The organism is Pseudoalteromonas sp. CuT4-3, assembly GCF_035666335.1.
Lineage (GTDB): Bacteria > Pseudomonadota > Gammaproteobacteria > Enterobacterales > Alteromonadaceae > Pseudoalteromonas > Pseudoalteromonas atlantica.
In genome coordinates this window covers 536,168-549,807 of the sequence record NZ_CP142031.1, presented here as the reverse complement: position 1 = coordinate 549,807, position 13,640 = coordinate 536,168, and the positions used below count along the sequence as shown (strand labels likewise).

General features: G+C 41.2%; 11 protein-coding genes. 7 read left to right on the top strand and 4 right to left on the bottom strand.

Going from position 1 to position 13,640, the window contains the following annotated elements:
* Window positions 1–228: 228 nt before the first annotated feature.
* The 6 genes from VOI46_RS19375 (at window position 229) to VOI46_RS19350 (ending at window position 6,080) form a co-directional block, all read left to right on the top strand.
* Entirely contained in the window at window positions 229–966 is a 738-nt protein-coding gene (locus VOI46_RS19375) for a transporter substrate-binding domain-containing protein (RefSeq protein WP_282338350.1), read from the top strand.
* Window positions 963–1,715: a transporter substrate-binding domain-containing protein gene (locus VOI46_RS19370; RefSeq protein ID WP_282338351.1), complete on the top strand. Its 753-nt coding sequence runs from the start codon at window positions 963–965 to the stop codon at window positions 1,713–1,715. Before VOI46_RS19375 ends, VOI46_RS19370 begins: the two co-directional genes overlap by 4 nt.
* Before the next feature lie 177 nt (window positions 1,716–1,892).
* Window positions 1,893–2,627: a transporter substrate-binding domain-containing protein gene (locus tag VOI46_RS19365; protein WP_282338352.1), complete on the top strand. Its 735-nt coding sequence runs from the start codon at window positions 1,893–1,895 to the stop codon at window positions 2,625–2,627.
* Between the two features lie 186 nt (window positions 2,628–2,813).
* Window positions 2,814–4,415 carry an ABC-F family ATPase gene (locus tag VOI46_RS19360; RefSeq protein WP_083901829.1) on the top strand — a complete coding sequence of 534 codons (1,602 nt, stop codon included), beginning with the start codon at window positions 2,814–2,816 and terminating at the stop codon, window positions 4,413–4,415.
* A gap of 199 nt (window positions 4,416–4,614) precedes the next feature.
* Window positions 4,615–4,815 carry a hypothetical protein gene (locus tag VOI46_RS19355; protein WP_282338353.1) on the top strand — a complete coding sequence of 67 codons (201 nt, stop codon included), beginning with the start codon at window positions 4,615–4,617 and terminating at the stop codon, window positions 4,813–4,815.
* Between the two features lie 281 nt (window positions 4,816–5,096).
* Window positions 5,097–6,080, top strand: a complete 984-nt coding sequence (locus VOI46_RS19350) for an IS110 family transposase (protein ID WP_096739135.1) — start codon at window positions 5,097–5,099, stop codon at window positions 6,078–6,080.
* 555 nt (window positions 6,081–6,635) lie between these two features.
* Here VOI46_RS19350 and katG read toward each other — a convergent pair.
* Window positions 6,636–8,816 (bottom strand): catalase/peroxidase HPI, encoded by a 2,181-nt coding sequence (gene katG, locus VOI46_RS19345; RefSeq protein WP_282337964.1) that lies wholly within the window; start codon window positions 8,814–8,816, stop codon window positions 6,636–6,638.
* A 658-nt stretch (window positions 8,817–9,474) separates the two neighbouring features.
* On the opposite strand from katG, the gene VOI46_RS19340 reads away from it, so the two are divergent.
* Entirely contained in the window at window positions 9,475–10,353 is an 879-nt protein-coding gene (locus VOI46_RS19340) for a tetratricopeptide repeat protein (protein WP_024032988.1), read from the top strand.
* Window positions 10,354–10,933: 580 nt separating this feature from the next.
* Here VOI46_RS19340 and VOI46_RS19335 read toward each other — a convergent pair.
* The 3 genes from VOI46_RS19335 to VOI46_RS19325 form a co-directional block, all read right to left on the bottom strand.
* Window positions 10,934–11,254 (bottom strand): hypothetical protein, encoded by a 321-nt coding sequence (locus VOI46_RS19335; protein ID WP_004589283.1) that lies wholly within the window; start codon window positions 11,252–11,254, stop codon window positions 10,934–10,936.
* Between the two features lie 16 nt (window positions 11,255–11,270).
* Window positions 11,271–12,002, bottom strand: coding sequence for a nuclear transport factor 2 family protein (locus VOI46_RS19330; RefSeq protein WP_029773547.1), 732 nt, complete (start codon window positions 12,000–12,002; stop codon window positions 11,271–11,273).
* 92 nt (window positions 12,003–12,094) lie between these two features.
* Complete coding sequence (locus VOI46_RS19325) at window positions 12,095–12,838, bottom strand: ferredoxin--NADP reductase (RefSeq protein ID WP_282337965.1); 744 nt, start codon at window positions 12,836–12,838, stop codon at window positions 12,095–12,097.
* Between the last annotated feature and the right edge of the window lie 802 nt (window positions 12,839–13,640).

Below are 13,640 nucleotides of genomic sequence, written 5' to 3'. Positions count from 1 at the left end.
TGTTTAATCTACAGGAACAAGCCGATAAATTAAAGAACTTATAAGTAGGTTTTTTTAGCTTAATACGCTGTTTGTATTGAATTTAGCAATAATTATCTCCTTAAAACCTTAACCCTCTCCTTTTTAGATACATTTTTTTACAACTTTAATGATTCCTTCACCATTATATTATTTTGCTAGGTTATACTGTTTTAATAACGTACAAAAAAAGCTTACCTCAGAGTCTTAATGAATAAATTAATAACCTTACTATTGTGTGTGTTGTTTAGTACCTCTTGGGGTGTGTTTGCCTGCGAAAGAACGCTTAGCGTTGCCTCGCATGATGCTTTTTGGCCGCCGTATGTAATGGGCATTAGCGGCCAGTTACAGGGTAAAGAGGTGGATGCGTTAACTGTTATTTTTAAAGACTCGCCTTTTTGTTTTGAAATAAAAATGCTGCCTAATTCTAAACGGGCTTTTACCGAGCTGCGCCATGGCCGAATAGACATAGGCTGGGCGGCAAGTTACACCAATGAGCGGGCTAAATATGCTCATTTTACAAAGGCCTACCGCACCGAGGTAATGCGTTTATACGAAAACAAAAACAATCAACACAAGGTTAAAAACTTAGCTGATATTTTTAACCAAGGTTTAACCATAGGCGCTAACTTTGGTAGTTATTACGGCGAAGAGTTTGAGCAGTATAAAAAAAGCCATAAAAAACAAATAGAGTACACCAGCGCAACCAGTAAGCGCTTTGAAATGCTTAATAAACAGCGTATAGATTACGCAATAGAAGACGAGCTAGTAGGCAATTATTTAAGTAAGCGTGGTAACAGCTTAATGAAAGCGCCAACTATACCCGCTATTAATAAAGACCAAATACACTTAATGCTGAGCAAAAGAACAGTAACGCCCGATGAGGTTAAAATTATTAACGCGCATATAACTAAAAATAAAGCGGCACTTAAGGCGCTGTTTGAATGAATGTTTTGAGCTGTACGCGTGTGTTTTTATTGATGTGGGTAACGTGTTTGGGGTTATTTAGCGCTAAAGCCCAAGCATGCGATAAAACAATTAATGTAGGCACTAACGAGCGCTACTGGCCGCCGTATGTGGTACTAAAAAACAATACGATAACGGGTGTTGAAATAGATATAATTAAAACCATTTTTAAAGACTCCCCTTTTTGTATAAATTTTACGTTATTACCTAACTCCTTACGCGCCTTAGAAGAGCTAAAACACGGCCGTGTAGATTTAATGTTTGCAGCAAGTAAAACCCGTGAGCGCCAAGCTTACGCCCACTTTAGTTTGCCTTATCGAGAAGAGGTAATGTTGTTGTACAAACATGCTGGCTCGGAAAATATTAGTTCGTTAGAGCAGTTATTTAAAAAGGGCTTAACAGCCGGCGTTAATCGCGGCAGCTTTTTAGGGCACTCGTTTAAAACGTTAAGTGATAAATATAGCAAGCAAATAGTACTTACCAGCGATGCCGATAAACGCTTTGCTTTATTAAATAAAAAGCGGGTAGATTTTGTAGTAGACGATTCGTTAGTGGCGCACCATTTTGCTAACAAATACACGGCTATTTTACCCGTTGAGCAAGTAGCGCCTATTAACGTAAATAATGTGCATTTTATGATGAGCAAAAAAACGATTTCTTTAGAAGAAGTTAACACTATTAATGCGCATATTGTAAAAAATAAAGCGGCGATTAAGGCGTTATTTAAGTAATAATACCAACCCACATTAATACTTAATCATTTTCAGGGGCTAAATGTGTCGCTATCTGCGTTAAAAAATTCTCATTTAGAACAACTAAATAGCGAATTTTTTGCCTTGCTATCAACACGTTTATCCATCCTCAAAATAGATCACTTAATTATGCGGATTGGTATAAAAGGACGTTTTATGAAGATGTTACTGTTAGCGTTTATAGTTTTGGTTGCGCAATTTAATGTGCTGGCATGCACTAAAACGTTAAAAATGGGCACCAACGAAACCAACTGGGCGCCCTATTTAATTAAACAAGGCAATGCCTTTGTAGGCGCAGAGGTAGATACGGTTAACGCTGTTTTTAAAAATTCGCCTTTTTGTATTGAGTGGGTTTATTTTCCGAGCTTATCACGGGTTCAGCAAGAGCTAAAAACAGGCCATATTGATATTACCTTTGCGGCAAGTTATACAAAAGAGCGCGCCGAGTACTCTTATTTTACTGATGTTTATCGCGATGAAGTTATGCTGCTTTATAAGCATGAAAACGCCAAAGATGTAATTAATTTGGCGGCGCTTTTTGAACGTGGCTTTATTGTTGGCGTTAACAGAGGCAGCTTTTTTGGCGCTGAGTTTGAAAAAATAAGAAAACACTACCCCAACCAAATAGTACTGACCGCAGATGCAAATACGCGCTTTGGTATGCTAAACAAAAGACGAGTTGATTACGTGATTGACGACTCTGTTGTCGCAAAATATTTTGCTAAGCGCTACAGCACCATTTTGCCGGTAAAAACGGCGCCAGCTATTAATGTTAATGGCGTACATTTTATGATGAGTAAACAGTCGGTCACGCTTGACGAAGTAGCTGTAATTAATGGCCTTATTAAAAATAATAAAGCGGCCATAGAGCGCATTTACAAATCCTATTAACCCGCGGCTTTACACTTATATAGATTCATAGCCCAACGTGCTGCCATTTTAGGTATGTATCTTTTACCTTTCATTACCATGGGGGGATCTGTATAATTCGCCAGCTAATTTACCCTATTGCTTGGTCTTGTTTGTGGCGTTTTGCTGCAGTTGGCCCCTGTCAGTACTCATTCTAGGACTAACTTTTTGATCTCCACCGCAAATATTACGATGCAGTTTGGCGCAGAGCCGTTGTTTGAAAACATTTCAGCTAAATTTGGTAACGGTAACCGTTACGGTTTAATTGGCGCTAACGGCTGTGGTAAGTCGACCTTCATGAAAATTTTAAGTGGAGCGCTTGTGCCAAGTGCGGGTAATGTGTCGATTACGCCAGGGCTTAAAGTAGGTAACCTAAGCCAAGACCAGTTTGCGTTTGAACAATACAGCGTTGTAGATGCCGTAATTATGGGTGACGTAGAGCTTTGGAAAGTAAAGCAAGAGCGCGACCGTATTTACTCATTACCCGAAATGAGCGAAGAAGACGGCATGAAAGTGGCCGACCTTGAAAGCGTTTTTGCCGAAATGGACGGTTACACAGCCGAAAGCCGCGCTGAAGAAATACTATTAGAAGCGGGTATCGATAAAGAGTTTCATTATGGGTTAATGGCAAACGTTGCCCCAGGTTGGAAATTACGTGTGCTTTTAGCGCAGGCGCTGTTTGCAAACCCAGACATACTGCTACTCGATGAGCCAACCAATAACTTGGATATTCATACCATTACGTGGCTAGCTAATGAGCTTAATAAACGTAAATGCACCATGATTATTATTTCGCATGACCGCCACTTTTTAAACTCGGTATGTACTCACATGGCCGACATTGATTACGGTGAGCTGCGTATTTACCCTGGTAACTACGAAAAGTTTTTAGAAGCAGCAGGCTTACAGCGCGAGCAATTATTAGCCGAAAACGCTAAAAAAAGCGCTGAGATTGACGAGCTTCAAGACTTTGTTAACCGTTTTGGTGCTAACGCGTCTAAGGCTAAACAAGCCAGTTCGCGTGCTAAAAAAATGGATAAAATTAAGCTTGATGAAGTAAAAGCGTCAAGCCGTATGAGCCCATCGTTAAGTTTTGACGAAGGCAAAAAAATGTACCGCCAAGCGCTTGAAGTTAATAAACTTGGCCACGGTTTTGATGGTGAAACATTATTTAGCGGCGGCGACTTTTTACTAGAAGCTGGCGCTAAGCTTGCGGTTATTGGCGAAAACGGTGTGGGTAAAACCACCTTTTTACGCTGTTTAGTAAACGAGCTTAAAAGTAATGAAGGCGAAATTAAATGGTCAGAAAATGCGACCTTTGGCTACTGCCCGCAAGACAGCACAAAAGATTTTGATAACGATTTAACGTTATTTGATTGGATGTCGCAATGGCGTACAGCCAAGCATAACGATTTAATGGTTCGCGGCATGTTAGGGCGTTTGTTGTTTACTGCCGACGATTCAAACAAAAAAGCGCGTAACTGTTCTGGTGGTGAAAAAAACCGTTTGTTGTTTGGTAAGCTAATGATGCAAGACGTAAACGTACTTGTAATGGACGAGCCAACCAACCACATGGATATGGAAGCCATTGAAGCGCTAAATAATGCACTTAAAGACTTTGCGGGTACGCTTATTTTTGTAAGCCACGACCGCGAGTTTGTATCGTCTTTAGCTACTCGCATTATTGATATTAAAGACAAGCAGGTCATTGATTTTCAAGGTACGTTTGACGAATACCTAGCTAGCATAGAAGAGAAAAAAATCGCTTAAGTTGTAGCAGCGATTTTATATCGCGTCTGTTTTAGGTATAAGTTTTTAGGTTTCAAAAACTAAAAATAGAGCCTAAACCATTTTAAAAAGGTGCTGTTTAGCGCCTTTTTTTGTGGGTGTTTGAATATGCGAGCGCGCATTGTTTTTGTTTAAAAGTGATTATGTCGCCACAGAGAAGTGAAGGAGAAGAGCAGGAGAAATGGCTCACCAATCACCGTGTTTTCTCTATGTAGCGCAAAGCGCCTCTGTGGCTTCTGTGGTGGTATTTAATTTACAATTAATGAAAAGCAGCACATCAACACTGAGCAAACCCGGAGCCCACAATGTTAACATTAACACCAGAGCCATACCTTACCTTGTAGACCCACAGCTTGCTGGCGTAACGAGCGATAGCGCGTAAATATTATACCAATACAATCACAAAGAGGTGTAGAGGCGCTTCGCTTTAGAGAAGCAACTAGCAACTAGCAACTTGCGCGAGCAAGCTTCGCGCCTTGTATCTCTCGTTGATAAATGATTAGCTATCATTTATCACATCGAAGTCAGTGAGCTTGCCTTTGCGCCTAGTATTTAATACTGCTCCGTAGATAAAGCCCTGACTTTCTATTCTCACAAACTGAATGGTATCCAAGCACACTTTTATTTAAGTAGATGCTGTATGTACAAGGGGAGTAAGTAGAGATGATGTTTATCGGCATTGATATTAGTAAAGAGAAAATTGATTTATCGTGGTTGAGAGACCAGCTTACAAACAAGATTAAAACAAAAGTCTTTAAAAACAAGCATCAAGACTTTGAGAAAATAGAAAAGTGGCTTTTAAATACAACTAAAAGCGTTGCTAGTGAGCTCGTTATCACCCTCGAACCAACGGGTGTTTATCATGAAGCACTGATGTATTTTTTACATGAGCAAGGCTTTAATATTATTTTAGCGAATACAGGCAAAGCGAAAAAGTATGCTGACGCGTTAAACATAATTCATAAAACAGACAAATCTGATGCAACGATGCTTGCCCACTACGGCTGTGCAAAGCACGCAGTCGTTGATTATTGGCAACCTGAAGCGTTAGAAGTTAGAGAGCTTAAAGCCCTTATCCGTCGTTTAGATGCGCTTGAGAGTAACCGGCAACGAGAAGCTAACCGATTAGAAGCAAGTGAATTCAGCAACGTTTCAGCACGTGTTCGCCAATCGATAAAAGTGACTATCGCATTTTTAGATGACGAAATTAAACAGCTTAAATCTGACATTGATGATCACATAGATAATGAGCCTGGTTTAAAAAGAAACAGGAAACTACTAGAGTCTATACCTGGCATTGGGCATGTATTATCGAGAGAGCTGACATATTTGTTTGCGGCTAAAAAGTTTAATAAAGCCAAAGAAGCAGCAGCTTATTGTGGATTAATCCCACGGCACAATGAATCGGGTAAATTAAAAGGGCGAACAACAATCAGTAAACTTGGGCCAGCCAGAATTCGCTGTAAACTCTACATGGCAGCCATTGTCGCTGGGCAATGGAATAAAAGAATAAAACGACACAAGTTAACATTAATAAATAACGGTAAAACACCGATGCAAGCTGTATGTGCGAATATGAGAAAGCTCATTCATATATGTTTTGGTGTAATAAAAAACCAAGAAGAGTTTAAGCTCCAAGAAAGTTAAGTACGACCTTGAAGCTTAAAATGAGAGATGGTATCTACAACTTTCACTCCTCATTTTCTCCTCATTTTTTTCTCTTTGTGCAATACATCGTTTGAATAATGAGATGCTTTGCCTTTCGTATGAACAAGCCTCGCGCTTACAAGCCAAATTAACCACCGAGAAGAACAGAAGAAGTGATTAACCAATCCCCGTCTGTGGTTGAATTAATGAGTAGCAGCGGCTTTATGCCGCGAAAAAATTTAATACCAAACGCGAGGTAAGCTCCTGCTACGTGGTTAGTTCATAGTTTTTAGGCGCACATTGCTTTTGTTTAACAGTGATTATGTCACCAACGAGAAGTGAAGGAGAAGAGCAGGAGAAATTGCTCATCAATCACCGTGTTTTCTCTGTGTAGCGCGAAGCGCCTCTGTGTCCTCGGAGGTGGTATTTAATTTACAATTAATGAAAAGCTGTACATCACCCCTGAACAAGCTCGGTGCCTACAGGCCACGAACTAAAATTTAGATAATAAAAAAAGGGAGCTATGTTGCTCCCCTTTGTGCCTATAATTTTGATTTATTTAAGATCAAATCTGTCAGCGTTCATTACTTTTACCCATGCATTTACGAAGTCATGTACAAAACGTTCGTTGTTGTCGTCTTGTGCGTGAAATTCGCTTAGTGCACGTAATATAGAGTTTGAACCAAACACTAAATCTATACGTGTTGCGGTCCATTTTATGGTGCCTGTTTTACGTTCAACAATGTTGTAAACACCTGGCTCAGACGGTTTCCAGTTATTGGCCATGTCGGTTAAGTTTACAAAAAAGTCGGTAGAAAGCGCACCTACGTTGTCGGTAAATACGCCGTGTTTGCTGCCTGCGTAGTTTGTGCCTAACACGCGCATTCCGCCAAACAGTACGGTCATTTCTGGTGCGGTTAGGCCCATTAACTGGCTACGCTCTAAAAGTAGCTCTTCTGGCGATACGCTAAAGTCGCCTTTAAGGTAGTTTCTAAAGCCGTCGTGTACTGGCTCTAACGGTTCGAACGACTCGGCATCGGTCATTTCGTCGGTTGCATCGCCGCGACCTGGCGCAAACGGTACAGTTACATCAACACCAGCTTGTTTTGCAGCTTGCTCTACAGCAGCTGTGCCACCTAGTACGATTAAATCTGCAATACTGATAGGCTTAGCTAAACCTGCTCTAAATTTTTCAAGGGCACTAAGTACGCTTGCTAGGCGCTCTGGCTCATTACCTTGCCAATCTTTTTGCGGAGCTAAGCGAATACGCGCGCCATTTGCACCACCACGGCGGTCTGAACCTCGGTACGTACGTGCGCTATCCCATGCTGTAGTAATTAAATCGGTTGCGCTTACGCCACAATCAAGAATTTGTGATTTTAGCTCGCTAATTTCGTCATCAGACAGGGTGTAGTCAACCGCTGGAATTGGGTCTTGCCAAATTAGGTCTTCGCTTGGTACATCTTTACCTAAGTAACACGCTTTAGGGCCTAAGTCGCGGTGCGTAAGTTTAAACCACGCGCGGGCAAACACATCAGAAAAATACTCAAAGTCGTTGTTAAAACGTTCAATAATTTTACGGTAGATTGGGTCTACCTTCATGGCCATATCGGCGTCGGTCATCATTGGGTTTAAACGAATTGATGGGTCTTCTACATCTACCGGCTTATCTTCTTCTTTAATATTTACAGGCTCCCATTGGTGCGCGCCTGCTGGGCTTTTAGTTAGTTCCCACTCGTAGTTTAATAGTAAGTGACAGTAGCCGTTATCCCATTTTGTAGGGTGGGTAGTCCACGCGCCTTCTAGCCCCGACGTTACGGTATTGCGACCAAAGCCGCCTTCTTTAGTGCTGTTCCAGCCTAGGCCTTGCTCGTGTACGTCAGCCGCTTCTGGCTCTGGGCCTAAGTGCTCAGCTTTACCGTTACCGTGGGTTTTACCTACCGTGTGGCCGCCTACAGTAAGCGCTGCGGTTTCTTCGTCGTTCATTGCCATGCGAGCAAATGTTTCACGGACGTGCTGCGCGGTTTTTTGCGGATCGGGTATACCATTAACGCCTTCTGGGTTTACGTAAATTAAGCCCATTTGTACCGCAGCCAATGGGTTTTCCATGGTGTCGGGCTTTTCTACGTTGTCGTAACGCTCATCACTCGGTGCTAGCCATTCTTTTTCTGCGCCCCAGTAAATGTCTTTTTCTGGATGCCAAATGTCTTCACGGCCGCCCGCAAAGCCATAAATTTTTAGGCCCATTGATTCGTATGCCATGTTACCGGCTAAAATAAATAGGTCGGCCCACGATAGTTTGTTACCGTATTTTTTCTTGATTGGCCACAATAGGCGGCGTGCTTTATCTAGGCTTGCGTTGTCTGGCCATGAATTTAGCGGCGAAAAACGCTGGTTGCCGGTGCTTGCGCCACCACGGCCGTCTGATAATCGGTATGTACCCGCAGAGTGCCATGCCATGCGGATCATTAAGCCGCCGTAATGACCCCAATCGGCAGGCCACCAATCTTGGCTATCGGTCATAAAGGTTTTTAGGTCTGCTTTTACTGCGTCTAAATCGAGAGATTTGAATGCTTCGGCGTAGTCAAAGTCTGTGCCGTAGGGGCTTGATTTTGTGTCGTGCTGATGAAGAATGTCTAAATTTAGAGTATTTGGCCACCAATCTGTGTTTACTTTAGAAATAACTGAGTTACTACCGTGCATTACGGGACATTGACCCGATTTAGTGCTGCTCATTTTCAGCTCCTTACTTTAAATGAAGAGTTTAACTATTTTACTCAAGCCCCAGCGCTTACATTTAAAGTAGCACGCTAAGGTTTATTAATTTTGTGCATAATTTTTATTTACTGCTCAAACAATATAGACACCTAATATTACATTCGCCAGCGTATTAACTTGAATTAAATCGATTGAAACCATTGGTTTAATGAATACAGTTTAAACAGCGCAATTAGTGTGATCGGATTAAATAGATAACGCGTAATGGTATGTGAAGGGTTTGAAAGTGGCTTTTAATTAAGCGCACATTGGAATACCCCCCTTCACCATGAAATTAAAGTTGTTTATAAAGGTGCATTACTAAGCCCAATGCACCTTTACTTTATAACTTATTGAAATCTATTTTGAATAATTAAGTAAATGTTCAGATTAACTTGATTATTATGACCACTCACTCCTGTTATTTCCCTGCGACAATTTATTGTTGTTTTAAGCAGTTTTGCCAGCCCACATTGGGCTGGTTTTTTTTTGCCTAAAATTTAAAATCCTTTAAGGCTGTGTGAACAGTTGTATGATTTTGTTAAGTTGTTTAATGTTCAAAGCCAACACGCCCTAGTGCCAATAAGCCTTGCATGTTAAAGTGCGATTAGTCACTAATAATTAACTAGGCGTACCCATGCGTTTTTATATAACTATTCTATTTGTTTGTTTTGTTTCGCTTTTAAATACTGTTAATGCCCAAGAATCTGCTGCACCAACAGAAGAGCAACAGCAACAAGCGTTAGCGCAATTAAATGAGCCCATGTATAAACCGCTTTTAGAACGCTATATTCTTGATGAGTTAAAAGCCGTTCGCCAAGACCAACAACAATTACGCGAAGATGTGACAAAACAAGTTACACACGCCCAGTTAGACACCGCCGACAGAGCGCTTATTTACACCACCGACACTATTAATAACGTGTTTTTTATTATTACTGCTACGGCCTCTATTTTGGTTTTAGTAGGCTGGAACTCGCTGCGCGATGTTAAAAATAAAGTAGAAGACATTGTAAATACGCGTGTCAGTGTGATCACTGACGAGTACGAAGATCGCTTAAAAATTCTTGAAGAAAAACTGCGTGTACGCTCAGAAGAAATACTCAGTAACCAAGAGCGTATATCGGTCACTAACGAGGTGCACTCGTTATGGATGCGCGCAAACCTAGAAAGCGACTTTGCAAACAAAATAGAAATATTTGACGAAATTTTAAAACGTAAGCCAGAAGATGTAGAAGCCATTGCCTATAAAGCCGATGCATTATTAGAGCTAAACGAAACCGCCAAAGCCATTGAGTTATGTAACCAAGCCATTGATATAGATAGCGACTACGGCTATGCCTACTGGCAGCGTGCGTGTGCGTATGCACTTACACACAAACATGCCGATGCATTAGCCGATATAAAAATGGCCCTTGAATACTCGCCAAACTTACGTAATGAGCTACTACACGAAAGTGCATTTGCTAGCCTACACGACAACGACAGCTTTAATACCATAGTAGCGGGTAGCTAGAGTTTTGTGGGCGCGTTATTGGCGTAAAGTGCGAAGCCCACAATAGCAGTAGCAGCGGCTTTATGCCGCGAAAAAGTTTAATATAAAACGCGAGGTAAACTCGCTGCTACGTGGTTAGCTCATGCTTTCGTTTAAAAGTGATTATGTCTCCACCGAGAAGTGAAGGAGGAGAGCAGGAGAAAATCTGGAGAAATAAATCACCAATACCTGTGTTTTCTCTGTGTAGCGCGAAGCGCCTCTGTGCCCTCTGTGGTGAAAACAAGTTAAGCCAATGATTCACAAAGAGGTTAAGAGACGCTGCGCTTTTAGAGCTAGAGAATAAGTGATTTAATAAATGATCACATAAGTAAGAATTCGGTCTACAAAACAGTATTTGAATTTAGTGGTAGACGCGCACAGCTTTTGTTTAAAAGTGATTATCTCACCACAAAGAAGTAACTCACCAATGCCTGTTTTCTCTGTTTAGCGCGAAATGCCCTCTGTGGGGCAATTAATGAGAAAATACGCACCTCCCTGAGCAAACTAGGCGTCTACAGGCAAAATTAGCTACAGGGTAAAACTTGTATTCAGGCGTTTATGATTATCGTTTAAAGTATAAATCGATGGCTTTGGTGAGGAGTTCGTCGAGTTGCTCTTCGAAGGTATCTATATCAATTTCAAAATGGTTTAAATAGGCCTTGGCTTGCACTCGCGATAGGTTGCGGTTTTTTACGCTGTATTGACGCTCATCTTTTTGTTTATCAAAACGTGGTAAAAACAAAAATTGCCCGTAATAAGGTGATTTAATATGCTTATTAGCATAACGACAAAAGTCTTCTATGTGATCTGCGCCCTGCGGCCCTAAACACCCTGGCTCAACGCGATACATTAAGCGAATTTTTTTGTCGTCTGCTAACTGCATAGTATGCCTTTTATAATTATCTAAAAAATAATACGCGGATTATTTTTCCGTCTTTTATTTGGTAGCTCGATACTAACTCAGAGCGTTTATCTACCACGTTTTCGTCTGTTGAACAGGTTTCTGATAGCTCGTGGTCTATTACTATGTCGCCGTGCACAATACGCTTTATTGGCGAGCTATTAATGCACTTTAATTTTTTAAACATTAAGCCATAACGGGCTATTAGTTTTTCTTTTCCTTTAAATAATAGCTCATTAGGAAAAATATAAAACTCTACATCTTCATCGTACATACGAATAAATTGTTCAATATTACGTGCGTTATAGGCTTCTACTAGTTGCTCTACAACAGCAAGCGACTCTCGAGATTGCTTAGCTTTAGCTTGCTGCTTAGCGGTTAATGCCTCTTTGGCTTGGGTTACCGCTTTTTCTGCCTCGGCCACAGCTGCTGCTTTTTCTACTTTGTTTTTTGGTTTTTCTACCGGTTTTGGGGTTTCGCTACCCAGTACTTTTGAGTCGTCAGGTTTAGTAGTATCTACTGTTGGCGTTTTAAGCTCTGGGGCTTGGTACTCAAGCGTGTTTAACTTTTCATCTTTTGCTTTTGTTGGTGAATTGCTGGCTTGAGTAGAGCTTGACGCTTGCTCAGTACTTTTTTGCTCTTCTTGAGTCTCTTCGGTTTGCTCTGCTGCATAACTGATCAGGGCAACAGTGGCAATAAGCGAGGCAAAAATAATAGATAACGATTTCATAACTTTCCTAATATGAACATATAACGCTGTTAATGCTGCAACATAACAAATTTGAGCGTTTTCGGGTAGCAATTAAATGATTGTTATACACTTTACCAATACTGCTCAACCGTTATGTGCCCTGGGTCTCTGCGACGGTTTCGTTTAAAGCTTTTGTCTAAAAGTAACTGTGTGGTGTCTTTTACCATTTGTGGGTTACCGCAAATCATAAATTGCGAATTACTCGGGCTTGGGGTTCTAGAGGCTTTACTAAATAGCTCGCCGTTTTGAATTGCTGTAGTTATACGCCCTTTTAGGCCTTGCTGTGGCTCCTCACGGCTTACAACCGGAATGTAGTTAAGTTGTGTAGGGTGTTCGTTTATTAGGGTATGTATAAGATTTTGATAGCTTAAATCGGCATTAAAACGTACGCCGTGCACTAAATTAATCTGTGTGTATTTTTGCCATACCTCTTGTTGCTGCAAAATAGATAAAAACGGCCCTATTGCAGTGCCTGTACTTAGCATCCATAACTGCTCGCTTGGCGGTATTTCGTCTAAGGTAAAAAAGCCAGTGGCACGTTGCTCTACTAATACAGTGTCGCCTGGTTTTAATTGCGCCAATCTAGGCGATAATAAGCCGCCCTCTACATTGATAAGGTAAAATTCTAAATCGGGGTTATTAGGCCCGTTTACATAAGAGTATGCCCGAGCAATTCGTTTATCGCCCTCCATAATCGAGAGCTTAGTAAACTGCCCCGCTTTAAATGGCTCTACGCTTGCGTTTACTACCAGGCTAAAAAGTGTATCGCTCCACCATATTACTTTTTTTACGGTTGCATCTACCCAGTTAGACATAGTCAACTCCATAGCTTAACGGTTAAACAACAAAAACGATAAATGGTTGTAATTTATACACTAGCATTAACTTAGTAAGAGTGACACTGTGTGTAGCTACTTTTTAAACGTAGTGCTTTTACTTTGGGTAAAATTGGTTTGATTAAAAAGATGAGTAGCAGCTTTATACCGCGAAAAAAATTAATACCAAACGCGAGGAGAACTCCAGTTACGCGGTTAGCTCGTGCTGTGCAGACGCGCGTTGTTTTCGTTCATGAGTGATTTTTTCACCACAGAGGAGTGAAGGAGAAGAGCAGGAGAAATGACTTACCAACCCCCATTCTTTCCTTTGTGTCTCTGTGCCCTCTGCGGTGCAATTAATGAGTAGCAGAGGCTTTATGCCGCGAAAAAATTAATACCAAACGCGAGGTGAACTCCAGCTACGCGGTTAGCTCGTGCTTTGTAGACGCGCGTTGTTTTCGTTCATGAGTGATTTTGTTACCACAGAGAAGTGAAGGAGAAGAGCAGGAGAAATGTTACCACCTCCCATTGTTTCTTCTGTGTAGCGCTAAGCGCCTCTGTGTCCTCTGTGGTGAAAAACAAGTTAAGCCAATTATTCACAGAGGTTAAGAGACGCTGCGCTTTTAGAGGTAGAGAATAAGTGATTTAAAAAGTGATAAACCAATCCCCGAGCTCTCTGTGTAACGCTAAGCGCCTCTGTGTGCTTTGTAGTGGAATTCATGAGTAGCAGCGGCTTTATGCCGCGAAAAAAATTAATAGCAAACGCGAGTTTAACTCATGCTTTGAATGCGCGCATTGCTTT